The sequence below is a fragment of the Paenibacillus chondroitinus NBRC 15376 genome (assembly GCF_004000765.1).
Lineage (GTDB): Bacteria > Bacillota > Bacilli > Paenibacillales > NBRC-103111 > Paenibacillus_E > Paenibacillus_E chondroitinus.
On the sequence record NZ_BILW01000005.1, the window covers coordinates 142,121 to 164,301 of the forward strand.

The 22,181-nt window shown below is 44.3% G+C and carries 26 protein-coding genes and 1 tRNA gene; 13 read left to right on the forward strand and 14 right to left on the reverse strand.

The annotated features are described in order from the left end of the window. Positions 1-167: 167 nt before the first annotated feature. Positions 168-782: a hypothetical protein gene (locus tag PCH02S_RS08710; protein WP_127452069.1), complete on the forward strand. Its 615-nt coding sequence runs from the start codon at positions 168-170 to the stop codon at positions 780-782. A 982-nt stretch (positions 783-1,764) separates the two neighbouring features. Here PCH02S_RS08710 and PCH02S_RS08715 read toward each other — a convergent pair. After that, positions 1,765-1,837 (reverse strand) — tRNA-Val (locus tag PCH02S_RS08715). Positions 1,838-2,209: 372 nt separating this feature from the next. Between PCH02S_RS08715 and PCH02S_RS08720 the strand changes: the two genes are divergently transcribed. After that, positions 2,210-2,404, forward strand: a complete 195-nt coding sequence (locus PCH02S_RS08720; RefSeq protein ID WP_079420361.1) for a hypothetical protein — start codon at positions 2,210-2,212, stop codon at positions 2,402-2,404. A 96-nt stretch (positions 2,405-2,500) separates the two neighbouring features. On the opposite strand, the gene PCH02S_RS08725 is transcribed toward PCH02S_RS08720, so the two are convergent. The 3 genes from PCH02S_RS08725 to PCH02S_RS35640 all read right to left on the reverse strand — a co-directional run bounded on the left by PCH02S_RS08725 (position 2,501) and on the right by PCH02S_RS35640 (position 3,500). Beyond that, positions 2,501-2,794, reverse strand: coding sequence for a hypothetical protein (locus PCH02S_RS08725; protein ID WP_127452071.1), 294 nt, complete (start codon positions 2,792-2,794; stop codon positions 2,501-2,503). 198 nt (positions 2,795-2,992) lie between these two features. Next, on the reverse strand, positions 2,993-3,202 hold the full coding sequence (locus tag PCH02S_RS08730) for an alpha/beta-type small acid-soluble spore protein (protein WP_127452072.1): 210 nt from the start codon (positions 3,200-3,202) through the stop codon (positions 2,993-2,995). A 142-nt stretch (positions 3,203-3,344) separates the two neighbouring features. Continuing rightward, a complete protein-coding gene (locus PCH02S_RS35640) occupies positions 3,345-3,500 on the reverse strand; it encodes a hypothetical protein (protein ID WP_157321483.1) in 156 nt (51 codons plus the stop codon). Positions 3,501-3,806: 306 nt separating this feature from the next. Here PCH02S_RS35640 and PCH02S_RS08735 point away from each other — a divergent pair, with 306 nt between their 5' ends. The 3 genes from PCH02S_RS08735 (at position 3,807) to PCH02S_RS08745 (ending at position 5,422) form a co-directional block, all read left to right on the forward strand. Beyond that, positions 3,807-4,133: a hypothetical protein gene (locus PCH02S_RS08735; protein WP_127452074.1), complete on the forward strand. Its 327-nt coding sequence runs from the start codon at positions 3,807-3,809 to the stop codon at positions 4,131-4,133. Between the two features lie 169 nt (positions 4,134-4,302). Then, complete coding sequence (locus tag PCH02S_RS08740; RefSeq protein WP_127452076.1) at positions 4,303-4,851, forward strand: superoxide dismutase family protein; 549 nt, start codon at positions 4,303-4,305, stop codon at positions 4,849-4,851. A gap of 22 nt (positions 4,852-4,873) precedes the next feature. After that, the gene (locus PCH02S_RS08745) at positions 4,874-5,422 is read left to right on the forward strand and encodes a hypothetical protein (RefSeq protein WP_127452078.1); all 549 of its coding nucleotides are present in this window, start codon (positions 4,874-4,876) and stop codon (positions 5,420-5,422) included. 338 nt (positions 5,423-5,760) lie between these two features. Here PCH02S_RS08745 and PCH02S_RS08750 read toward each other — a convergent pair whose 3' ends face one another. Then, a complete protein-coding gene (locus PCH02S_RS08750) occupies positions 5,761-6,222 on the reverse strand; it encodes a Ger(x)C family spore germination C-terminal domain-containing protein (RefSeq protein WP_127452079.1) in 462 nt (153 codons plus the stop codon). Positions 6,223-6,553: 331 nt separating this feature from the next. Beyond that, a complete protein-coding gene (locus PCH02S_RS08755) occupies positions 6,554-6,985 on the reverse strand; it encodes a CBS domain-containing protein (RefSeq protein WP_127452081.1) in 432 nt (143 codons plus the stop codon). Positions 6,986-7,146: 161 nt separating this feature from the next. On the opposite strand from PCH02S_RS08755, the gene PCH02S_RS08760 reads away from it, so the two are divergent. Together PCH02S_RS08760 and PCH02S_RS08765 are read left to right on the forward strand one after the other, a co-directional pair. Next, positions 7,147-7,608 (forward strand): divergent PAP2 family protein, encoded by a 462-nt coding sequence (locus PCH02S_RS08760; protein WP_127452082.1) that lies wholly within the window; start codon positions 7,147-7,149, stop codon positions 7,606-7,608. A gap of 75 nt (positions 7,609-7,683) precedes the next feature. Then, positions 7,684-8,121: a GNAT family N-acetyltransferase gene (locus tag PCH02S_RS08765; RefSeq protein ID WP_127452084.1), complete on the forward strand. Its 438-nt coding sequence runs from the start codon at positions 7,684-7,686 to the stop codon at positions 8,119-8,121. Between the two features lie 29 nt (positions 8,122-8,150). Here the strand turns inward: PCH02S_RS08765 and PCH02S_RS08770 are convergent, their stop codons facing one another. Both PCH02S_RS08770 and PCH02S_RS08775 read right to left on the reverse strand, forming a co-directional pair. Further along, a complete protein-coding gene (locus PCH02S_RS08770; RefSeq protein ID WP_246068998.1) occupies positions 8,151-9,728 on the reverse strand; it encodes a sensor histidine kinase in 1,578 nt (525 codons plus the stop codon). A 167-nt stretch (positions 9,729-9,895) separates the two neighbouring features. After that, entirely contained in the window at positions 9,896-10,648 is a 753-nt protein-coding gene (locus PCH02S_RS08775) for an MBL fold metallo-hydrolase (protein WP_127452085.1), read from the reverse strand. Positions 10,649-10,793: 145 nt separating this feature from the next. On the opposite strand from PCH02S_RS08775, the gene PCH02S_RS08780 reads away from it, so the two are divergent. The 3 genes from PCH02S_RS08780 (at position 10,794) to PCH02S_RS08790 (ending at position 12,792) form a co-directional block, all read left to right on the forward strand. Continuing rightward, positions 10,794-11,687, forward strand: coding sequence for an alpha/beta hydrolase (locus PCH02S_RS08780; protein WP_127452087.1), 894 nt, complete (start codon positions 10,794-10,796; stop codon positions 11,685-11,687). A gap of 81 nt (positions 11,688-11,768) precedes the next feature. Further along, complete coding sequence (locus PCH02S_RS08785) at positions 11,769-12,389, forward strand: stalk domain-containing protein (protein ID WP_127452089.1); 621 nt, start codon at positions 11,769-11,771, stop codon at positions 12,387-12,389. A 91-nt stretch (positions 12,390-12,480) separates the two neighbouring features. Next, positions 12,481-12,792: a DUF1292 domain-containing protein gene (locus PCH02S_RS08790; protein ID WP_127452090.1), complete on the forward strand. Its 312-nt coding sequence runs from the start codon at positions 12,481-12,483 to the stop codon at positions 12,790-12,792. 134 nt (positions 12,793-12,926) lie between these two features. Here the strand turns inward: PCH02S_RS08790 and PCH02S_RS08795 are convergent, their stop codons facing one another. Both PCH02S_RS08795 and PCH02S_RS08800 read right to left on the reverse strand, forming a co-directional pair. Next, on the reverse strand, positions 12,927-13,346 hold the full coding sequence (locus tag PCH02S_RS08795; protein ID WP_127452092.1) for a DUF1885 family protein: 420 nt from the start codon (positions 13,344-13,346) through the stop codon (positions 12,927-12,929). Between the two features lie 85 nt (positions 13,347-13,431). Further along, positions 13,432-14,901, reverse strand: a complete 1,470-nt coding sequence (locus PCH02S_RS08800; RefSeq protein ID WP_127452094.1) for an aminotransferase class I/II-fold pyridoxal phosphate-dependent enzyme — start codon at positions 14,899-14,901, stop codon at positions 13,432-13,434. A 170-nt stretch (positions 14,902-15,071) separates the two neighbouring features. On the opposite strand from PCH02S_RS08800, the gene PCH02S_RS08805 reads away from it, so the two are divergent. Together PCH02S_RS08805 and PCH02S_RS08810 are read left to right on the forward strand one after the other, a co-directional pair. Further along, positions 15,072-16,322, forward strand: a complete 1,251-nt coding sequence (locus PCH02S_RS08805; protein WP_127452096.1) for an MFS transporter — start codon at positions 15,072-15,074, stop codon at positions 16,320-16,322. Positions 16,323-16,356: 34 nt separating this feature from the next. Then, on the forward strand, positions 16,357-17,529 hold the full coding sequence (locus tag PCH02S_RS08810; protein ID WP_127452097.1) for an MFS transporter: 1,173 nt from the start codon (positions 16,357-16,359) through the stop codon (positions 17,527-17,529). Between the two features lie 262 nt (positions 17,530-17,791). On the opposite strand, the gene PCH02S_RS08815 is transcribed toward PCH02S_RS08810, so the two are convergent. After that, entirely contained in the window at positions 17,792-18,481 is a 690-nt protein-coding gene (locus PCH02S_RS08815) for a hypothetical protein (protein ID WP_127452099.1), read from the reverse strand. Positions 18,482-18,594: 113 nt separating this feature from the next. Continuing rightward, a complete protein-coding gene (locus PCH02S_RS08820; RefSeq protein ID WP_127452101.1) occupies positions 18,595-19,227 on the reverse strand; it encodes a YktB family protein in 633 nt (210 codons plus the stop codon). Between the two features lie 189 nt (positions 19,228-19,416). On the opposite strand from PCH02S_RS08820, the gene PCH02S_RS08825 reads away from it, so the two are divergent. Further along, complete coding sequence (locus PCH02S_RS08825; protein ID WP_127452103.1) at positions 19,417-20,274, forward strand: stalk domain-containing protein; 858 nt, start codon at positions 19,417-19,419, stop codon at positions 20,272-20,274. Positions 20,275-20,279: 5 nt separating this feature from the next. On the opposite strand, the gene PCH02S_RS08830 is transcribed toward PCH02S_RS08825, so the two are convergent. Then, positions 20,280-20,942, reverse strand: a complete 663-nt coding sequence (locus PCH02S_RS08830) for a response regulator transcription factor (RefSeq protein WP_127452104.1) — start codon at positions 20,940-20,942, stop codon at positions 20,280-20,282. A 41-nt stretch (positions 20,943-20,983) separates the two neighbouring features. Beyond that, positions 20,984-22,105: a sensor histidine kinase gene (locus PCH02S_RS08835; protein WP_127452106.1), complete on the reverse strand. Its 1,122-nt coding sequence runs from the start codon at positions 22,103-22,105 to the stop codon at positions 20,984-20,986. Positions 22,106-22,181 lie beyond the last annotated feature (76 nt).

The window sequence follows — 22,181 nt, forward strand, 5'->3', positions numbered from 1 at the left end:
TGTACAATTTATACATGTATATAAGCGCATATGTTGGATAAATTAAACATAAAAAGAAACCTATAAAGTTCGTACATGAATGGTAATGAAGACTAATCCTGAAATCAAGAATTATTATGGTTACAAGCGGAATGCTTATTGGGAGAAATATTGTTAGGAGGCATAAAATGGATTTTAAACAATATTGGAATCAAATCCTTGAGAAACAGGAAGAGTTAAATTCGCAATTAAGTTCTTATTGGAGTAGTTTTTCGGATATGGGTAATTGGCAATTTTGGGTAGTTACTTCATTGTTGGTGGTACCCCTTCTATTGGTTTTCTTTATAGTAGATCGAAAAAGAATTTTTGAAATATTTTTCTTTGGATATACAGTACATATGATCTGGACGTACATCGATATTGCACTTGGAAGAACCGGTCACTTCACTCATAAATACTTTCTAACTCCTGTATTGCCGAATGCATTAAATATCACTGTATCGGTACTTCCAGTTGGTTTTTTGCTTTTGTATCAATATTGTACCAATAAGAATAAAAATTTCTATTTGTATACCTTGTTGTTAAGTGCAATGTTTGCATTTGGTTTCGCAACAATTGAAAAGTATATGGGGTTTGTTGAATTTAGAAAAGGAACGAACCAATTTCACCTATTTATTATCGATGTTGGAATAGCATATATTGCCTACTGGTTTACTAGGTTACTTCTAAAAGTAAGAGAAAAGAATAATAATTGGAACCGTGAATTAAACATAAACAATCCTTTTAAAAAGAAGGCACGATAATAAGTACATCAAGGTCACCTTTGCGGAACAAAACTTAAACTAACGGGAGAACGATAGTTCAAAAAACATGGAGCAGATGCCGACGTTTCCAGTCTAGAAGCCGCAGGGCTCAATCAAAATCTCCAGCCTTTGCATCATTAAAAGCCCTCTCAACCTGTTCCAATGAAGGGACTCGTTGATGTTTTCTGTGTAATCCAATGATTCTCGACAATTCAGTACTCTTGAACTTCATCAATTTCTTTCGTTTGTTTAAGTATTGCAACTGCAATAACATTTCCAGTGTATTACATCCTTAAAGGTAGATGAATTACTCATGAGCTCGGAAATAAATAATTTGACTGGGATATCTAAGTCAAATAGAACTCATTTAGCGAATAAGTATTTCCCCACTGGTTAAATATCTGGTGGGGATTTTTGTGTTCCTAAAATAAAATAACTTGCATAGCGAATACGTGCTCGGTATATAATATAACACACAAACAAGTGTTCTTGTTTTGGGCTATATAGTCATATTCTGTTTGATTTAAAAGAGGTTGAGAACACAATTTATACTGAAATACAAAATATTAAAAGTAGAATGAAAAAACGGGACATTAAAGTGTTAAACATGTCAACCACTGCTTTAGGTATAAATGATGAATATAAAGTTCGCGGTTATATCCACCATTTTACAATGCTACGAAGTTTGATTAAGGCTGAACTCATGCTTAGTATGAAAACCTTTATGCCAGATTGGATGACAACAGCGCAGTTTAAGACTTTTAATTTTAAGGTCTTGGTCTGCTGCCGTTTCTTTTAATGGATCAATCTAAACCGTATTTTTCAAAACTTATCATTCTTCAATTTAAAAACCGAGTTTAAAGTATTTGGTACCCAAAGCGTACCCAAGCGATAAAAAACAAGCTGTTATATGCACTTTTTGAAGACTGTACTAATAAACAAAACCCGCAAAGCACAGTGCTATGCGGGTTTCTGTTATATATGACCTGTAGTGGGCTCGAACCACTGACCCCTACCCTGTCAAGATAGTGCTCTCCCAGCTGAGCTAACAAGTCGTTTTGTAAAGACAATTAGTAATATACCAAGAATTCTCAAGCATGTCAATATATAAAATGATTATTTTGTAAACGGATTAATGGCGCCAAAAGCGAAAAAGCTTGGTGAGGAGATGGTAAGTTTTACGCTTCTTTTTGGACCTGGGCATGAAGGAGAATTCGTTTGTTGAAGTTTCTAAAGTTGCTGTATGACCTTTCCCCAGCAGGATGGACAGTTCATCGTCGGTTACGCCTTGCATTGTCATGGATTAGTCAACCTTTCCGCTCAATCATGTCATTAATATATCAAAAAAGTCAGCGCTTTGATATAGGACTTTCATATTAGCGGGATTTATGGTAACTTGGTGTCATTAGAGTTTGGGAGGAACAGGAATGACGAAGCAGCAGCATCGATGGAATTTGCGTTTAAAAAGCAGTAATGTATATCTAGGTACCGTATATTTGGGCGATCCGCTTCCTGAAGTGGAAGATGTGATTATGATTGGCGATAAGAAATATACAATTCTTGAACTCGGAAGTAATCGCGATGCAAGCGATGTGTTTGTAGAAGAAGTGAAGAAGAAGTAACTCATGGTAAAAGCGCTGTCTAGGAGGGTTCATCCTTCTAAACAGCGCTTTTTAATTTAGCTTATTCTTACACTGGATCCTATGCTTTTGTATGTACTAGGCAATGTTGTAGAGGGAGGCCAGGCAATCAACGAACATTTTGTTATATTCCTCGCGGGTGTAGTCTTTGTTGCAGGCAATGTCTCTTCCCAGGAATTGAAACCAGGTGATTTCTGTTTGCGCTTTTTTGTAAATAAATTTGCCGTGTTGGATGAGGAAGGTGTCATTCTCGAAGTAAGGTACGTTGTCAAACTGAAGCGTTTTTTCGCCTTTTTGTTCGGAGACTAATGTCGCCAATAGAATAAGCATGCGGTACGGATCACGGAAAATTTCATATTGTTGTTCAGTCATGGATTACCACTCCTTTCGTGTATAAGGGATAAAGCCATCATACTAGAGAGGTAATCCGAATAAAATATGCGAACGAAAACTCATGAGGATATCGAAGGAACAGATGACAATATTGAAGAAATAGAAAAAAAGACTGACGGTCACTCTAAGGAGGATCGAGTGAAATCAGTCTTTGGAGTTTGCGTCTACATCAAAGGATTAACGTTTGAAGCTGGAAAGTTGTTGTTCTGCGATTTGTACCAAACGCTTCGTGATGTTTCCGCCGATCGCGCCAGCATCACGAGTTGCCAAGTTACCGTTGTAGCCAGTAGGGGAGAGAGGGACACCAATTTCCTGAGCGACTTCAAACTTCAGTTGATCCAATGCTGCTTTTGCTTGTTGTACGACTAAAGTGTTGTTACTAGCCATTCAAAATCATCTCCTTTTTTATGGTACATCAGTATTATTTGAATGTTCAGAAAATTTATACGCAAAAAATAAAAATATCTATATCATCAATAAACCCCCAACCGGTTGGCTGGGGGAGGATATATTTTAAAATAAGGATCAATTATTCCTCTTCGGATTCCACGCTTTCCTCAGCCGCTGCAGCTTCTTGACTCGCCTCTGCAACCTCTTCAGCCGCCTCTTCGTTCACTACTTCTTCTGTGGACTCTTCAGCGATTTCTTCTTCATTTTGGGATACAACTTCTTCTTCTTGGCTCATGCATTTCACCTCCTCGGTTATGTATAATATCATTTTATCCGCTTCTATCAGGCCCTACAAGAGGGTTTAGAGGGCTGTGCATAGATTTAATGAAACCTTAATTCGTTTGTCAAATCCCGCTAAAAGGGGGTAGCGAGAAAACTCGGTTTTTGCGCCAAAATGACTTATTTTCGCCGGATTTCTCTAATGAGCATGTTTTATTTTTCTATGAATATACATGAGGCAAGCAGCGAAAGTTTATGAATGACTAAGCTGAGCTACGCTATAAAGATAGTTTTCTTACGAAAACTCTTAGGAGGAGTCCGAATGAACCGGTCGGATGTTATTTTGGAATTACAGTTAGTCCCTGAGCTGCTCAAGCAAGCTGAAGCGATCTATGTGGATGCCGTATCTGAGCTGAGTTGGGCCAAGCACGAACTATTGACGAAGGAATGTGAGGTCATAGGTGACGGATTGGTGACAGGGAAAAATGAACAGCAGCGTCAAGCTGAAATGTGGCCTTACACGAAAGATTTGCAGCAGCAAGTGTTAAGAATGGAAGATGCCGTCGAGCATACGAAGGTAGAGTTCCATTTTTACAAGCGAAAGCTTGAAAATCTACAAATTATAGCCAAATTGATGACCATTCTATAAGGGGAAATAAATGATGAGAAACCTGCGATCGGATGATTGCGGGTTTTTTACTATTTCTGAGCATAGATGAAAATTTTATTTTTGTTATACGGTTACAGCAGAAGTCAGTTGTGCATCCTAAGGGTAGATTATGTAAAATGCTAAGTTTTCGGGAGGACGAAGATACGACATGAAATCATTAAAAATTGTTGTGACTGTGAGTTTGGGGCTGCTCGTGCTGACAGGTTGTCAAAGTGTGAAAAGTACGGCGACAGCAGAAGCTGGTTCTACGCCACCTCTAGAGGTTACATTAATTGGGACAAGCGGACAAACGGTTGGTAAGGCACAACTGGCGGCCGTTCCAGAGGGCGTACAAATTGATCTTCAAGTAAGCGGGCTGACGCCTGGTGCCCATGGTTTTCATATTCATGAAAAAGCCGCTTGCGTTGCGCCGACATTTGATTCGGCAGGTGCTCATTTTAACCCGATGCATAAAGAGCATGGTTTCCTAAATCCCAAAGGCGCGCATGCTGGGGACCTTCCTAACTTGGTCGTAGATGAGCAGGGAAATGGCCGTTTGAGTACGGTCACCAAATCCGTGGTGCTGCTTCCTGACAAGCCAAATTCATTGTTTAAGCCAGGGGGAACCTCTCTCGTCATTCATGAGAAAGAGGATGATTTGAAGACGGATCCATCTGGAAATTCTGGTAAACGAATCGCCTGCGGTGCCGTGAAATAAAGGAAGGAGCATTCATGACAACATGATCAAAACACAGGATCTCAAACTGCAGATGGATGAACTCACCAAACAGAATGACTTAGTGCTAATTGAGCTCGAACAGGTAAAGAAAATGTTGTTAGGCGGATCCCAAAGCTCGCAAGGTGGCCAAAATCAGCAGCAAGCTTCGAATTCCGGTCAATCGCAAGCGCAGGGTGAAGATCAAGGACAGAACCAGGATCAAGCTCAAAGTCAGGCTCAAGGGCAAGGACAAGATCAGGGACAGGCTCAAGGACAATCTCAAGGACAATCTCAAGGTCAGGGCCAAGGACAAGGACAAGGCCAGCAAGCCGGACAAAATGGCGCTAACGGCCAACAAGTCTCAGACTTAGCCAATGAACTATTGAAAATTAAGGATTTGGTTGAAAAGCTGGAACAAAAAACATCCCAATATGTCAGCAGCCAGTCCAACAACGGGACATTAACAGAGAAAGACGCAGTCAATCTGATATTGACGTTAATGAACGGCATGGTCGATTGGGCCAGCGAATTTGTATCATCCAAAGCCTCTTCGAATGGACAGCTGCAATAACATAAAAGAGATCAGCACCCCAAAAAAAGAGCTGCCCGTGCAGCTCTTTTTGGTTTTTTGTCGAAACGAAACGCTTTTCAATTGTTTTTTCAGTGACGCGTTTTATTGATTCTTTAGGCGATTCGACAATATGCACTTATTTACATAATCGAGTCTGACCGATAAAGTAAAGAGGAGTTAAACGTAAAGAGACAAACCATAGATGGGGTGTAGTGTATGCGGGAAATAGATATTCATCATCTGATGAATCAACTCGGAATTCAGCCTGATCAATTACATAAATGGATGTCTGATCAAGGGAATGAAGCTAAGGTTGAAGCGACTCGTAGAGCCGATCATTATTTGATCACGCAGACCCCTTCGAGCTTCATTTCGACACCGACGCGGAACTCTAATTCGGGATAAACTGATGCCGATTCTTCAATGACACCTCTCATCTTAATGTGCATATCGATATAAGGAGGTCCATTTTTTGGAATGAGAATGTGATATTTCGAATTAATGTTATCCACCGAAACGAAAAATTTCGAATCCTGAAAGGGAGCTTCAATTTCAACTTTGTTAATACTCGCTTTTATAATATTAAAAAGGTGTGTTTCATTCGAGTTTAGTGTTAGCTGAACATTCTTTTTATCAAAAACAACGGCAGTATTGATCGTAAAACGATTATTAGCCGATTCCACAATGGAGAGAATGGGATCTAATCCTAGTTCTTTTTTTTTGCGATAAAAGTTGAATAGGTATTCGGAAACCACATAACTGGATTCTACCCCCGAAGGATACCCTTCCTTTCCAAGCAAAGTTTACCTCTTAGTCTGTCTCCGGAGGGCTGACCCTATCCATGACTTAAGGGAAACTGGCTGATTCAGGCAGCGAAGAAGATAATGTTGAAATTGCCGTGGGTGGCGCTGTTTTTTCTGGTGGAAGGAGCAGTTCTGCTTGGGAAGTAAGAAAAGCGGGAGGGGAGGGAATTCGGAATGAGACGTGGCAGCGGGGGAAGCGGGTGATCCGTTCCAGGGAGGAACGGACCCGATCTTCCGAAAGTCCATTGCGTGGACCCAATGTCCACTGAACCGCGATTTTGGATGAAATGTATGAAGATTGGAAAAGGACAAGACAGGAGTGCTGTGACTACCTCTCTCCTGCAGCGGAGGGGGATTTGAACACGACTTGCTTCGCGCAATATTCAATGATTTCGCTTCTTCGCACAATACCGATGAATTTATCGGAATCATCTACAATTGGCACGAAGTTTTGAACTTTGGCTAAATCAATGAGATCTACCATGTCCGCATGGATATGGACAGGTTTGTTTTGCACACGTAGCGGAACCTCAGACAGCAAATGCCGGTGCGCATTCTCAAACGTTATGCCTTCCGAATTTTTCAAAAACCATAACAAATCGCCTTCAGTGACAGTCCCTACATAATGACCATCGTCGGATAATATCGGTACCGCGGTATAACGGTGATATTCCATACGCTCAAGTGTTTGACGAAGCGTTGTTTGTAATGTTGTTGTAATAACCTCTGATTTCGGTAAAAGGAAAAAAGCGATATTCATCATTCACACTCCTTAGAGTTTTCATAAGAAAACTGACGTTGCTAGCAAAGGCTTGGAGTTTTACGCAGGAAAACTTTCTTCGTAAGCTAACACTCCTATTGTATCAAAATTTACGAATAGAATCTAAACCTGTGTTGGATGCTACAAGAGAGGTGAGTAGAATGAATAGAGCGCTTATAACAGCATTGTTAGGAATTGGTACCGCACAGGCGTTAAAAATGCCTCTTACTTATATGACAACGAAGAAGTGGGACTGGTCGCAACTCATTCAAACCGGTGGAATGCCTAGTTCGCACTCCGCGGGTGTGTCGGCTTTAGCAACTTATATCGCTATGAAAAGAGGGCTCTCGGCCGTTGATTTTGCCATTAGCTCGGTGTTTGGTGCTGTCGTCATGTACGACGCCATGGGAGTTCGTCATGCAGCTGGGGAGATTGCCATAGAAGTGAACGAAATTGATGTGCAGGTAGAGCGGTTAGCTAAACAACATCCGGGTTTATACCATGCTCGCAGACGGAAGGCTTTGAAAGAAAAATTGGGTCATTTGCCGCGGGAAGTCTTGGGCGGTGCGATTTTGGGGGTAGCCATCGGCGCTTCCAGCTATTTGTTGGAGAAAAAGAGGTAGGCTTTGACGCGTGTGGACATCCTTTCTTGAATGATATAAGATCAAGGAATATTCATTGAAAGGAAGAAAGTCCACATGCAAATCATTCGTGTTACTAGTCATGATCAACTGAAAGATTGCTTTAAGGTTCGTTTCAAAGTATTTGTAGACGAGCAGCAAGTGCCTGAACATTTGGAGATGGACGAAAAGGATGAATCGCCGGAAGCTTGCCATCATTTCCTTATTCTAGACGGTGAACAACCGGTAGCCGCAGCCCGTTGGTACGAATACCAGCCCCAAACCGCCAAGTTTCAGCGTGTAGCTGTTTTGAAAGAATATAGAGGCCAATCCCTCGGCAAACAAATCATTCTGGCTATGGAGCAGCAAGCCCGCGAATTGAACTGCACGTCATCCATTCTGGATGCGCAGTGCCAGGCTGAGGGCTTTTATAGTCAACTAGGATATCATGTCATCTCAACAGAACCATTCTACGATGCAGGCATTCTGCACGTAAGAATGAAAAAGCCGCTGTAACTACAGCGGCTTTTTTTGCTATGACGATGTTATTGCGCCAATGGGAAAGTAATGATGAATCGTGTGCCAGTGCCAAGCTCGCTTTCCACCTCCAGTGTACCTTGGTGATCTTGCACGATTTTGTAGCAGATCGATAAACCAAGCCCTGTGCCGGATTCTTTGGTCGTGAAGAAGGGATGGAAAATTTTCTCCAACTGTTCGTTTGGAATCCCGGGGCCATTATCGGCAATGACGACCGTCACGCTTTTGGCATCAGACGTCAATTGCATGTGTACGACACCGTTTTCTTCCATGGCTTCGCAGGCATTTTTTACGAGATTAAGAAGCAATTGAATCATTTTATCCTGATCCATCAAGACAAGGACGGGCTCCGTCGCTTCTTTGTAGTGAATTTGATGGCCGAATCGGGTTGCTTCCGACTCCATCAGCGCGATGACCCTGAGCACACACTCGTGCAAGGAGTAGACGCGAAAATCGATGCTATGAGGCTTGGAGAATTGCAGGAATTCACCGGTTAAATCACTCATGCGATCAATTTCCTCCATAATCAAGCTGTACCAATTTTCTATATTGTAACCGTTTGCTTTGGAGATTTGCAGAAATCCTTTGATCGTTGTAAGCGGGTTTCGTATTTCATGAGCCATACCGGAAGCCAATTCGCCGATTACCCTTAGCTTATCGGATCGAAGCATATGCTCTTCACGCTTTAGCCAAGACTCCCGTTTACTCGTAAATAAGTTATTCTCAGCTAACAAGATCAGATCATCTTTCGTCAAGCCGTCCAGCGGATAGGAAGCAATCCCGTATGTAATTTGGATACCAGTCAGTTTAGGCAGTTCGGAGTCCAGCTTTAGTTTTAAAGAGGATGTGGCTGATTGGTCAGCAACTAGCGGCATAACGACTGCGAATTCATCACCGCCGTATCTCGCTATGAAGAGCGCATCTTTAAACAAGATTTGGAGGAGCTCCGCCATCTGCTTCAAGATAAAGTTTCCAGCCTGAAAACCGCGGGTCGTATTCATCGATTTCAAATCCGTGCAGTCGATCAGAATCAGGACCAGACCCTGTTTCTGACGAATGAGCTGCTCAAGCCGGCGATGGGACTCTTCATAGTTGTAAAGGCCTGTTAGCGAATCCTGCTGCGAGAATAAGTATCGCTCCTTTTTCAATCGATCAGCTTGTTTAAGCGTGGAATATGTTGCTTTCGTCAGTAATGAAACCGTTGTGAAATGCAGCAAGCATTCAATCCCATAAATCCAAAGCAAGTCATAGAGTCCTTTAATGAGATATACATTGCCCAAAAAAATAAGCGCGTAGGAGGCGGACAGCACCCACGATTTTTTGCGATTTTCTTCTGTATAAATATCGTAGAGCAGCGTTAGTATGTATAGAGGGAGGATCAAGTTTAAATGACCTATGTAATGTAGGAAGCCAATGATCAGTAGGCGGAGCCAGGGCATTCCTGCATGTTTGATTGGAATACGGAAGCTTATCAAGTACAGTAAAACGAAAAGGATTTGTAAAGGAGTGTTAATGGAAGTGTGGAGAACTGTCGTATATAGCATAAAAATAAATGCGTAAGCAAAAAGAATCCAATTGATTATCAAAGTATCATCTCCTGCAAATTACGATGTCCAGAATAACCACTCTTGTGAAATGTTCTCTGTCTCTTACCCAAATCCTGCTTTCAGGCAAAAAGAATAGGAAATAAACACGGATTTTCGCGAAAAAAGAACCTTCAGGGGGTTGAATTCCTAAGGTTCCATGATGATAATTATTCTGGAAGATCAATAATTTCGTGCTGGACGGCAAACCGCATATGGCCGGTTTTGCCAATGAAATCGCTCATATTGTCGGCATAATGCATGAGATAGATCCGCTGTTGAATATGTTCAGGTAACGTAAGCAATTCGTCAAGTGTAGCATGGATGAATCCTTGGCCGCTTAATTGACAATCATGAAAGATCGTATGGCAGTTTCTTTTGGCGGCAACTTCGTAAACGAGCAGTTCTTCACTGAAGCGGACATCCGCACTATAGAAGATTCGGTCGTTGATAAACAGCGAGTAGCTGGGCTTGCAGGAAATATGAAGTGTTGGCACAAGTTCAATGGTTAAACCAGGGCCTATGACAACAGGCACTTGTTCCTCAATCACAATGACGTCAAAATAATCCTCGAGGGAATGATAGCCTTCTTCCGGATTATACATGCCGCCTTTCAAAGTGTTTTCCCATAACGTATCTGCAATTGCTTGAGTCAGGTAGAGCTTTGTTTTCTTCTGATTGCTTTCATATAATAAGCGGAAAGCCATTTCTTCCAATCCGCCAACGTGATCCGCATGAATGTGTGAAATCACGATGCCATCGATTTGATCCGGCTGCAGCTGTATATCGTAAAGCGATCTTGGCGTTGTTGAGCCACAGTCGATGAGTAGATTTCTTTCGGTTGAACGGATTAATGCGCTTGTATTATAAAATGTTTTGGCAAAAGCACTGCCGGTTCCCAACATTTGAATTTGCAAACTCATTCAGCCGCCTCCATTTTTCGACAAAAAACATCTTTTTCTAATGTAGCATGGGAGGTTGTTCGATTTCAACCATAATATGTATGGCGTATAAGCTTAAAGTACGATGTATAAATAAGTTTATTTCATTTAAGGTGATGATATTGGGATGATTTGGTATTTAATTGGAGCGCTGATCGTGACGGTTGGCTTGATTTTGGTGGGTATTTCTACCTATGTCGGTTGGCAGTTAACACATCCGAAACGAAAAATCGTCGATGAGTTCCCTGAGCAATATGGCTTGCAGAAGCAGGATATTGCATTTCCGAGCCAATCGCAGGACGTTGCACTGGATGGATGGTTTTTCAAATCGCCTTCCGCACCCCAAGGGGAGTTGGCGACGACGGTCATTATGTCACATGGATATGCGGGTACACGACTGGAAAAGGGGCTGCCGGCGCTTGCTTTAACGAAAGCGATCGTTGAGGACGGCTATCATGTGCTTATGTTTGATTTTCGCAATTCGGGCAATTCGGAAGGCAGCTTGACGACTGTCGGATATTTGGAGAAGCAAGATTTGTTGGGGGCTATTCAGTGGGTGCGGGAGCATGTCCCTAGTAAAATTTGCTTGCTGGGCTTCTCGATGGGAGGAAGCACGTCACTTTTGGCTGCAGCAGAAGAATCCTCCGTTGCGGGGGTGATTACAGATAGTGCTTTTAGCCAGCTAAGCCCATACTTGCGAGATAACCTGCCGGTGTGGTCGAAGCTGCCAAGATTTCCGTTCACACCTTTGATTTTGGGCATTTTGCCAAGACTGATAGGGATTAATCCCCGGCATGTAGATGCGCTTGCGGCTGTTGATCGCATTTATCCGAGACCGATTCTTTTTATACACAGCAAAGATGACGATGCGATTCCATGGTCAAATAGTGAAGGGATGTGGCGTCGGCATCCAGACGTTTTTGAGCTGTGGCTCACACAAAAAGCGGGGCATGTCGGGTCTTATAACATGCAGCCGGAGGCGTACAACCAACGCGTTCTATCATTTTTATCAAAATTATAAAATCATCGCAACTCTTTTTAACCTCCGGAGTATAAAGATGCAGACATAAAGTTTACTAACGAGAGCTGGAGGTTATTCAAAATGAAAGTTGTTCAGCGGATATTTACGTTGATGCTGGTGTTTTTTGTTCTAAGTACGGCTGCAGTGGTGGCCTCGTCGATATGGGGGGATTATAAGGGATTTAACATTGCCCGACTGGTCGTCAACGATACGACATCGGAGTTCGGGGATTCGGATGTTCCGCCTCTTATCGTTGATGGCAGCACCGTTTTACCTTTACGTGCGGTTAGCGATGCCTTGCAAGCGCTGGTGAAATGGGATAACACCAATAAGACGGCCTATTTGTACAAACCGAACGTACACTTGTTCTTCACAACGGAAGTGCGGAAAGACTCGGCCATCGTTCCATTTGGCGTCGTTGAACGCGGGAAGCAAGCGGATTTTATTGTGTTTGCACAAGTGGATAATTTGAAAACAAGCATTAGTTCTGTCAAAGTTTCCATTGTGTCGCCAAGCGGCAAAAGTGTGGTTACACCTGTAGTGAAAGCTATCACGGACTCCAAAGAGTCTTTCTGGCTGAAGGTGCCTTTGTATGGCGTTTCATTTGACGAAGCAGGCACTTATGTTGTTAAATTCGCGATGCAGGCTACAGGCTCTAGCGATTATTCCGTCGTATCCGAGAAGCAAATTCAATCCGAATAGGATAAGCTCGCAAGAAAGTGGTTTGACCTCTGAATATGAAAATGTTAGGATAATGACGTAACTAATTATTCGACGAAATGAGGTTCTGCCTGTGAGCGATGAGAAGCACGATCATGTACACGGCCCGGACTGTGACCACGATCACGAGCATGGGGAAGATGTTTTTATCGTAACGGACGAGAACGGTGAAGAGCATGAGATGGTTATGGTGTATACCTTCCAATCTCAAGAGCAAGCTTATGCGGTATTGCTTGATCGCAATGATCCTGAAGCGGACGGCGTTATTTTCCGTGTTGAGGAAGATGGCGACGATGCATTCCTAGTCAACATTGAGGATGAAGAAGAATGGGAACGCGTAGTGACCATTTACAATGAGATCGTAGCTCAAGAAGGCGAAGAATAAGAGCTATACATAAGAAAGGGCTGTCCAGTCAGTAGATGATCTACTGAAGGGCAGCCCTTTCACTATTGATATGAAACGGGGCTGTCCCAGCGGTTTGAATAAACCATTTGGGACAGCCCCGTTCGTGTAAAATGTTATTTTCTAGGGTTGAAGTACATGATTCTGCCATTAAATAGATGAAGTTCAGCTTTCAACAATTTACCAAGGTATTTGCAGAACTCATTGCCTTTGCTCTTATCGCCATGAGTGGCGTCGTCAGGTAATACGACTTGAACATAATGCCGGTCTTCCTCTTGAACCTTCTCGCTGCCGACACCAATCACGATATATTTGTATAAAGGATTGATACCTTTCAGATAGAACCATTTGCCTTCGCCTTCCGGCTTCGTCTCAATGGTATAAGGGAATCCGGCCTCGTCATATTCCCAGCCAAGCTGCTTGGCTGTCAGACTGAGCTGCTCACGGTAATGCAAAAGCTTGTCCTTGAGTTCATCCAAGGTGAGTGCGGGTACTTGGGAGCCTGTTACGAATTTAATATAAGCGCTTTGAGCCATTCCTTGTTCACCTCATTCGCTAAACATCACCAACATCATAGCATCATGTAAACGGTTTTACAATAACTACCTATCAGTTAAAAGCTTAGAATATCGCCTGTGTCTCAACGATAACTTTGACGTTTTGAACGCTGCGGTCCTCTGGGCCCTTGACAGGAAGTCCAACCTCAACATGCTCGACGATGTAATCAATAAGTTCTTGTGTGATGACCTCACCTGGAAGCAAAATCGGAATTCCCGGTGGATAGACATAGATGAACTCAGCGATGATCCGGTCGGCGGAGTCTTTGAACGGCAGAATTTCGGTCTCGCCATAGAAAGCATCTCGCGGTGTCAACGTCAATTGAGGAATAGCAGGAACTTTAATGACTACCTCTTTGACTTCAACAACATCGTCATTCATATGCGAGAGTTTGCGCAGAGCTTCTAGTAGAGTCTCGATGTTCTCTGGCGTATCACCCGGAGTAATGAGGCAGAGAATGTTGTACATATCGCTCATTTCGACTTCGATATTGTAGTGCTCGCGCAGCCAGTTCTCGACTTCGAAGCCCGTGACGCCGAGCTTTCGCACGTGGACACATATTTTCGTCGGATCATAAGTGAAAGTTGCTTCTTCGCCTAGAATTTCTTCCCCAAAGCAGTAGAGGTTCTCAATTTCATTTATTTGCTTTCTGGCATACTGAGCAAGGGCGATGGTACGTTCCGCCATTTCATAACCGTTCAAGGCCAAGTGCCTGCGGGCTGTATCCAGCGAAGCTAATAAGATATAGGACGTAGAAGTCGTCGTAAGCATAGAGATAATCGTTTGAATCCGCTTCGGATTTACGCGATTTCCTTTTACGTTCAAGACGGAGCTTTGCGTCATGGAACCGCCAAGCTTATGAACGCTAGTCGCGGCCATATCAGCGCCTGCTTCCATAGCGGACATCGGCAGTTTGTCATGGAAGTGAATGAGCACGCCATGCGCTTCATCAACGAGGACCGGCATGTTATAGCTGTGTACCAGATCAACGATTTCTTTTAAATTCGTGCATACGCCATAGTAAGTCGGGTTGATGACCAAGACAGCTTTGGCGTCGGGATGCTTTTCGAGCGCTCTGCGGACAGAACGAGTCGGAATACCGTGGTCGATTCCTAAGTTCTTGTCACGAGCTGGTTGGATAAACACTGGCTTAGCGCCTACGAAAATAATCGCGGCAAGTACGGATTTATGTACGTTTCGCGGAACGATAATTTTATCGCCCTCGGAGCAGACGGTCATAATCATCGTCATAATGGCTCCGCTTGTTCCTTGTACGGAGAAAAACGTATGGTCGGCGCCATAGGCGTCCGCAGCCAGCTTCTGGGCTTCCTCAATGACACCCATCGGTTGATGGAGATCATCCAGCGGTGCTATATTGATGAGGTCGATGGACAGGGCGTTGTCTCCAATAAAGGAACGAAACTCCGGGTCCATGCCGACTCCTTTTTTGTGGCCAGGAATGTGAAATTGAATCGGATTTCTTTCAGCATGCTTGAGCAATGCATTGAACAGGGGGGTACGGGTATGATCCACCTGATTATCGCTTCCCTTCTATCGTGGATTGCTTGTCGAAAGTTGCAACAAACAAAATGAGTATATCAAACTAGAGATTTCATGCAAGCTAATTTTTTGAAAATAGTTTGTGCAAATTGGGGAAAAACTAACAACACTTGTTAAAATACGGCCAAATAAGGAGAAATCGCATGATTTTGAGACAAAAATGGCGGAAAAACCAGCTGTTTTCCCCATTTGTGATCGAATTGTTAATTATTATGTTTATCGTCGAATTTGTGAAGGGTGCACTGCTCATTACCATATTGCCGGTATATATGAAAACAGGGCTTGGCGCATCCGCGTTTATTATCGGGTGGACGCTTGCGGCGCAATATATCGGTGATAATGTGCTTCGCACGCCCGTTGGCTGGATTATTGATAAGCTCGGTTACCGTACAACCATGCTCACAGGTGTGCTTTTGACCTTTATTTCCGTAATCCTGATGGCGACAACGTCCCAATATATATGGATGATAGTCGGCTGTGCGCTGCTTGGCTTTGGTACAGCCCCGCTGTGGCCCTGCGTAATTACAGGTACGACGGAAGTGGCGGGAGAGGATGGCAAAGCGACGATTATGAGTGTCGTTTACATGGCATGGCTGTCAGGTGTCGGACTGGGTCCGGTGGCGATCAACTTTTTTGTAGGCGAAAATCACTACAGCACGGCATTCCGTTTATTAATTGCCTGCATGACGATTGTAGTGCTGGTAGCGTTGATGCTGCCTAGGAAGAGTTCAACTGCGGATGTTGCGACGGAAAAGGTTTTGACCCACGCTAAAGTACAGAAAGCACCGCTAGCTCAGCGAATTTCAGTCTATCTGAGTGAAGTAAAGCGATCGATGTCTGTTAGTCCGCTGATGTTTCCCGCGATGTTCGCGCAGACGTTTGCTCTTGGCATATTGACACCGATTTTGACCCTGTATGCCAAAGAGGTGTTAAAGCTTTCCTCCTTTGCATACAGCATGTTTTTGATTGCCGGAGGAGCTGTTACGGTCATTTGTTTAGTTCCGATGGGGAAATGGGTGGATCGCCGAGGCATACGTCCGTTTTTGATAGCGGGATTTACGATAAGCGCAGCAGCGCTGCTGCTGTTTACATATGCCAAGTCTATGACCATACTGTATGTATTGGTAGCCCTGCTTGGAATCGGCTATGCGTTTATCATACCTTCCTGGAATGCATTGATTGCTTCAGCGATACCACCTGAGAAAAGAGGGGCGGTATGGGGGTTTTTCCTGACGATTGAAGGGCTCGGAATGATCGTCGGCCCGATTGTTTCCGGCAAACTTTGGGATGTATATGGTTATCATGCGCCTTTCTTGATGAGCGGTTCAGTCCTCGTACTGTTACTTGTTCTTCAAATGTTCATTTCCATCCCCAAAAAAGGTATGGTACGATAAGGAAAAATGTTTGGTTTGGAGGCTCATAAGCATCATGAATAAACAGATTGGAATCATCATGTTGTTGTTGATGACCATTTTCGTAGGGTTTGGCATTATCATTCCCATCCTGCCGGAAGTTGTCAAAGGAGCTGGCTCTGAGTATCATAACGCGTTGTTGCTATCGGTCTACTCTGCGGCTTCCTTTCTGATGTCTCCGATATGGGGCGCGGTGTCGGACCGCATTGGACGCAGACCTATCATCTTGATTGGCTTGTTGGGCTTTAGTATCAGCTTTTTGATTTTTGGATTTGCAAATGGACATCTGTGGGTCATGTACGTGTCACGTATCTTGGGGGGCTTATTCTCAGGTGCAGCCACAGCATGTGCTGTCGCTTACGTGGCGGACATTACAACGGCCGAGAATCGGACGAAAGGCATGGGCATGGTGGGCATGTCGATCGGTTTAGGTTTTATCTTCGGGCCGGCGCTCGGAGGTATTTTAAGCCGTTGGGGGACTTATGTGCCTTTCTTCGCAGCTTCCATCCTGGCGTTCGCCTCGTTCCTTTTTGCTTTTGCGATCCTTTCGGAATCGCTGCCGGCAAATAAGCGGTCATCGGTGAAAGAGAAAGCACCTTCCCGATGGACCGCATTCTCCGGAGCTTCCAAGTATCTGTATGTGTTATCCTTTTTCGTCTCGTTTACACTAGCGGGCTTAGAAGCAACACTTCAGTATTATCAAATGGACAAGATCGGCGCAACGCCATTTGATATCGGCATGATGTTCCTTGCCAGCGGCATCGTCGGCGCGTTGATTCAAGGCGGAGTCGTTCGCCGCCTGGTCAAGCAGGGTGCCGAGCAGAAGGTGATCGGCATCGGCTTAGTGCTCTCAGCAGCCGGCTTCTTCCTGCTGCTGTACTCCAGCAGCGTAGTCACCGCTGCGATTTACTTGTCCGTATTCGGCGCGGGGAACGCGCTGATACGGCCTTGTGTAACGTCGCTGATTACGCAGCGCACGAAAGTCGGTCAAGGCGTCGCGACGGGCCTCAGCTCCTCCATGGACAGCCTGGGCCGCATCGCCGGCCCGCTGCTTGGCGGAGCGGTGTTCGCCATCGCGCATTCCCTGCCTTTTATTATCGGCGGCGTGCTTTGCTTGGCGGCGATTCTGCTGCTGCAGCGCTTCGTGCTGGTAGACCGCCAGACGCGCGTCCAACAGCAAACGGCTTAGAGCAAATGAAAAGCTGTACACTAGCCTATCTCGTTGGAGAGGGCGGGTGTACAGCTTTTTTTGATGCATGAGGGCGTCAGCGCCGCAATTCAGGGGCAAGACGACCTCGATCGAACGCAGGGACACAGACATCGTACCTAAGCTGAAAAAGCCTGAGAAGAACGCTTGGGGGTCGATAAAGAGTCGTTGGTTGAATGATCTGGATAAAAAAAGACTGCCCCAACGCCATCAAAGATGACAGTGAGCAGTCTTTTAAATACGCTTATTCCTTAGCTTTTTTCTCTTTCTTGTGATCAACCCACTTCTCAATCGAAGGGGTTAGCTGATCTTTAATGGACGCAACGAGCTTGTCCTTGGAAATGCCTTTCGACTGAGCGATCTCGGCGAGCGACTTGCCGGAGCGGAGCTGGGCGTGCAGTTCATCTTTGCTCAGTCCGAGCGTTTTGGCGAGCTTTTCCGTGTCAGGCTTCAGTCCGAAGCGGTGCCACTTACTTCTGCCGTGGCTGTCCAGCAGGTTCTTCTCGTTGAGGATGAACTTCAGATGCTCGCCAAGTTTTTGCTTCATATGCTCGCCTTGGTCGGCCGTCAGCTTGCCGTCCTTCACGGCCACTTCGATCTTCCCGGTACGGAGCTGCTCGAGTTTGGCCGTTAGATCGGCTTCGCTGATTCCTTTGTCGGCGGCTGCCTCCACGATGCTTTTGCCGCTCTTGAGCGACTTCACGAGCACTTCTTTGTCAACGCCTATGACATGGGCGGCTTCCTCGATAATCGGCCATTTGCGGCTATGGCGCCCGTGCCCTTTTTCATCAGCTTGCTGCAAAGAGACGATCTCCTGCTGATTCTCGGAAGGAGCCTGCGCCGAAGCTGAAAGTGACGGGAGCATAGCTGCTCCCAAGACGAACGAGAGGGCCATCGTGCTCACCAGAAGCCTTTTTCTATAATGCTGATTCATGTGTGTACGCCTCCTTTCCCAAATAATAGGAATTACAGAACATAGTCTGTGCAGGAGGGATTAATTTTAGTTTAAAATAACCTTAGTTTTACATAAAAATTCCAAGATTCGAGTTATTTCGCGTCGACCGCCAATTGATACAAGGGAACCAGCTTTTCGAACGTGTCTTTAATCAGGGATTCAAGTTCGTCAGGTCTGGTCAGCACAGGATCTTGGAAATGAAGGTTTTTGCCGATCAGCAGCTCAACTTTTTTGACATCACGGAAACGGATCAGAGCATCATTCCATGCGCTGCGGTCCAGTTCAGCAAGCGGAGTGACATCCTTTTTCATATGATCGAAGGACAGGACGAAATCGGCGGGAATTTCTTTTTGAATGCGATCAATTTGATTCATATACGTGGTAGCGATGTTGCTTTTATTAGGCAGCTCATAGATGAGTGCAAGCCAGATAAACACGCGGTCATCGAACAGGCCGACCTGGAAATGAGGAACTTGCTTATAGCCTCTTTTGTTTGGGCAGATCGCCATCCAGGTGTCCACCGGCGGATTAATTTTGCGTCTTAAATGCTTGGCAATATGTAAGAACATTTCGGTTCCGGCCAAAAGCGAGAGATCCTGTGCCAAAGAATCGCCTAACGCTTTGAATTTAGGTTGAATGCGCTCGCGAATGGCTTCCATTCGTCCATCTAGACCTTCTATAGCAAACGTATCAAAATCATGTTGTGTAAATCCAGTAAAGCTCATCGTCAGTTGCCTCATTTCACTTACGTTTTTCAATTATTTTAAAATAAATGAGTGCGCTCTGCAATGTTTTACGAGTTTCGTAGAATGCAAGTAGGAAAAAGGTCCCAATTTGTCTAAAAAAGCAGGAAAATATAGGAGTTTGCCGAAATATGTGGAATAATCTATGGCTAAAGACAGGAGAATTCGGATATGAGAATGAAGAAATGGTCTGCGATCGCTCTTTTGGGCTCTTTGATGGGAACATGCTTTACCGCAGGCGTCTATGCGCAAGATGTGCTGCAACGTGTTGACGCGTATTTAAGAAATGATTTCAAGATCGTAGTGAATGGGCAGCAGGTGACGCTTATGAACCCGCCGTTAATTTATAACAATAGCAGCTACTTGCCAGTCAAAGAGTTGGGAAATTATTTGGGGGCAGTCGTTAATTGGCAGGAGAGTTCCAAAACGATTTATATTAACCCGCGTATCAATCAAGGACAACCCACAGAGGGGAATAATATCAATTACACAGAAATAGTGTTCCAATACCCTTATGTGCAGTACTTTGATTATCGTGGTGCCACTTATCCAATCCTGACGAACACGACAGAGTTGACGTACTATCGATTAAAGGATGTGGAACGAATGGGTGTTCCTACAGCCGGATTGCGCAAAGCAAAGGAGAAATATTCGGAAGAGATCTATGTCGGAGAGGATGAATTGAAGAAGGTTTGGGGGAGCGAGCCCCCGCAATCCTCATATATGTATAATGAAGGTGTTACGGTCACAGGCGAGAATGACCCTATTAAAATCAAAGCACTCAAAGACTATGTAGAGAGCTTCCGATATTATGAGATCGATAAGATACCGTACATGTCGAGCCCGATTATTATTGATGCACTGCCTGAACTCAATACATACAGCTATTTACTTGTCGAGAACGGTCATTACTTCCGTACGACACTCAGGCTGACTCAGAGTAATAATAATAACCCTAACAATCAGCCTGAATATGTGGTGGGGAGTTCCTCCAAAGAGAATATCGAGGTCGTCAAAGTAAATAAATAGCTGCTCTAGCTGATGACTCCGGATTGTTTTTTTAAATAGAAGATGGCAATTTGCGTGCGATCGCGGAGATTCAGCTTGCTGAGAATTTCAGTGATATAATTTTTGACCGTACCTTCGCTCAGGAACAGCTCCTGGGCGATTTCTTTGTTCGATAAGCCTTCCGATATTTTCTCAACCACAGCTTGTTCACTGGCCGTGAGTCCGTATTCCCGGAGCATGGCAGGCAGAGGTGCGCTTGGTGCGGGAGCAGGGCTGATGAAGGTAGCCAATTTCTTGGCAATGTCAGGATGGATAAGCAAATTGCCTTGCTCAACCGTTTTAATTCCTTGAACGATACGGTCCGGAGAAATGTTCTTCAATAAATAGCCGCTAGCCCCATTGCGAAGCGCCTGAACGATAAACTCATCGTCGTCAAATGTTGTTAGAATCAGAATAGAAATTGCGGGATATGCTTGTTTAATTTTCAACGTTCCTTCCACGCCATCGCAAATGGGCATTCTAATGTCCATAAGGACTACATCGACCTGAACAGCACTCTGAATAAAAGCCAAAGCTTCATCTCCATGGTTGCACGTACCGACAACCGTAATGTCTGGGTCAAGTCCAATAATCAATTGCAAGCTTTCTCGAATAAACGGATCATCGTCAGTAATAAGAACATGTATCATCGTTGTTTCAATCCTTTCTTTCTTCGTTTGCATTCGTTCGTTTAACGAAAAGTGGGCAAGACGGTTGTCACGGTAAAAGCGGAGTCCATGGCCACATAAAGCTGACCGCCAATAAGCTTGCTGCGCTCTTCCATACCTGTCATTCCAAGTCCTTTCTCGTTTTGAGCGGCAGGGAGCCGCCCGTTATTCGAAACGCTCATTGTAATTTGCTTGGTTTCATAAATTAATTGAATCTGAACGGAAGTTGCTCCGCCGTGGCGAATTGCATTCGTGATGGCTTCTTGGGCATTGCGGTATAAAATGAAGGCGAGACTTGGATACAGGACATAAGGCATTCCCTGAATATCAACTTCAATAGCGATACTTTTGTCCTTGGTCAATCCTTCAATAAGCCGATTAAGCGTGAACGACTGCATGGAGTCGTCATCCGGTTTCAGCTTGCGCACCGTTGATCGAAGCAGCTCCATACTTTCAGTCAACTGGTCCCTGACGGAAGTTAACATCTCCATGCCTTTGTCCATTTGGATTGGCAAAATCCGCAGGCCGGCTTCCATCATCATTTTGAGACGAATTAATTGATGCCCCAAATCATCGTGAATTTCTCGGGAAATTCGGTTCCGTTCATCCAGTTGGGCTATATTTTCAACCTGCTTGGCATAGTCCAATAACTGCATGCGTGCTTCATCCAGCTCATAATGCTGCCGCCGCAGCTGATCATAGATCAGTTCGATATCCACTTTGTTTTGTTCTACCTGGTTCATATGCAGCAATAGGAGAGCCAGGATAAAAAAGAGAAGATTGGCCAGTACATAAGAATTGCTCGATTGGCCTTGTAAACTCAGATTTAAAGCGATCAATTGAACACCCAAGATAGAAATTCGGAGATGACGATGAAAGGAATGAAGATAAGTCAGCATTGTGGAGTAAAAGATCATGAATATTAAGCCGTCAAACGTATAGCTTAGCCAACCGCTGAATCCGATTTCGATCAGAAGCATCCATACAGCTCTCTTGAAAATCGTTCTTCGCAGCTCTGCGATCCAGAAGAATAGGAGAATAAAGAATACATACGTGCCGTTAGATTCGTAGCTTTCGAGATACATGGAGGCGATCGCTGGAATGAGAATAAGCGTGTAGCGGGTAATTAGCAATAAAGGTAACAAGCGATTCCCTTCCTTTGTAAGCGTGTAGGAAAATTATAGCATAATTGACAAGTGAGTCTACAGGTTTTATGGCGTG

What these genes read in the sequence shown, in the direction of transcription:
- PCH02S_RS08710 (WP_127452069.1), top strand. Translation starts at nt 168, where the DNA reads ATGGATTTTAAACAATATTGGAATCAAATCCTTGAGAAACAGGAAGAG.
- PCH02S_RS08720 (WP_079420361.1), top strand. Translation starts at nt 2,210, where the DNA reads ATGACGAAGCAGCAGCATCGATGGAATTTGCGTTTAAAAAGCAGTAAT.
- PCH02S_RS08725 (WP_127452071.1), bottom strand. Translation starts at nt 2,794, where the DNA reads ATGACTGAACAACAATATGAAATTTTCCGTGATCCGTACCGCATGCTT.
- PCH02S_RS08730 (WP_127452072.1), bottom strand. Translation starts at nt 3,202, where the DNA reads ATGGCTAGTAACAACACTTTAGTCGTACAACAAGCAAAAGCAGCATTG.
- PCH02S_RS35640 (WP_157321483.1), bottom strand. Translation starts at nt 3,500, where the DNA reads ATGAGCCAAGAAGAAGAAGTTGTATCCCAAAATGAAGAAGAAATCGCT.
- PCH02S_RS08735 (WP_127452074.1), top strand. Translation starts at nt 3,807, where the DNA reads ATGAACCGGTCGGATGTTATTTTGGAATTACAGTTAGTCCCTGAGCTG.
- PCH02S_RS08740 (WP_127452076.1), top strand. Translation starts at nt 4,303, where the DNA reads ATGAAATCATTAAAAATTGTTGTGACTGTGAGTTTGGGGCTGCTCGTG.
- PCH02S_RS08745 (WP_127452078.1), top strand. Translation starts at nt 4,874, where the DNA reads ATGATCAAAACACAGGATCTCAAACTGCAGATGGATGAACTCACCAAA.
- PCH02S_RS08755 (WP_127452081.1), bottom strand. Translation starts at nt 6,985, where the DNA reads ATGAATATCGCTTTTTTCCTTTTACCGAAATCAGAGGTTATTACAACA.
- PCH02S_RS08760 (WP_127452082.1), top strand. Translation starts at nt 7,147, where the DNA reads ATGAATAGAGCGCTTATAACAGCATTGTTAGGAATTGGTACCGCACAG.
- PCH02S_RS08765 (WP_127452084.1), top strand. Translation starts at nt 7,684, where the DNA reads ATGCAAATCATTCGTGTTACTAGTCATGATCAACTGAAAGATTGCTTT.
- PCH02S_RS08775 (WP_127452085.1), bottom strand. Translation starts at nt 10,648, where the DNA reads ATGAGTTTGCAAATTCAAATGTTGGGAACCGGCAGTGCTTTTGCCAAA.
- PCH02S_RS08780 (WP_127452087.1), top strand. Translation starts at nt 10,794, where the DNA reads ATGATTTGGTATTTAATTGGAGCGCTGATCGTGACGGTTGGCTTGATT.
- PCH02S_RS08785 (WP_127452089.1), top strand. Translation starts at nt 11,769, where the DNA reads ATGAAAGTTGTTCAGCGGATATTTACGTTGATGCTGGTGTTTTTTGTT.
- PCH02S_RS08795 (WP_127452092.1), bottom strand. Translation starts at nt 13,346, where the DNA reads ATGGCTCAAAGCGCTTATATTAAATTCGTAACAGGCTCCCAAGTACCC.
- PCH02S_RS08805 (WP_127452096.1), top strand. Translation starts at nt 15,072, where the DNA reads ATGATTTTGAGACAAAAATGGCGGAAAAACCAGCTGTTTTCCCCATTT.
- PCH02S_RS08810 (WP_127452097.1), top strand. Translation starts at nt 16,357, where the DNA reads ATGAATAAACAGATTGGAATCATCATGTTGTTGTTGATGACCATTTTC.
- PCH02S_RS08815 (WP_127452099.1), bottom strand. Translation starts at nt 18,481, where the DNA reads ATGAATCAGCATTATAGAAAAAGGCTTCTGGTGAGCACGATGGCCCTC.
- PCH02S_RS08820 (WP_127452101.1), bottom strand. Translation starts at nt 19,227, where the DNA reads ATGAGCTTTACTGGATTTACACAACATGATTTTGATACGTTTGCTATA.
- PCH02S_RS08825 (WP_127452103.1), top strand. Translation starts at nt 19,417, where the DNA reads ATGAGAATGAAGAAATGGTCTGCGATCGCTCTTTTGGGCTCTTTGATG.
- PCH02S_RS08830 (WP_127452104.1), bottom strand. Translation starts at nt 20,942, where the DNA reads ATGATACATGTTCTTATTACTGACGATGATCCGTTTATTCGAGAAAGC.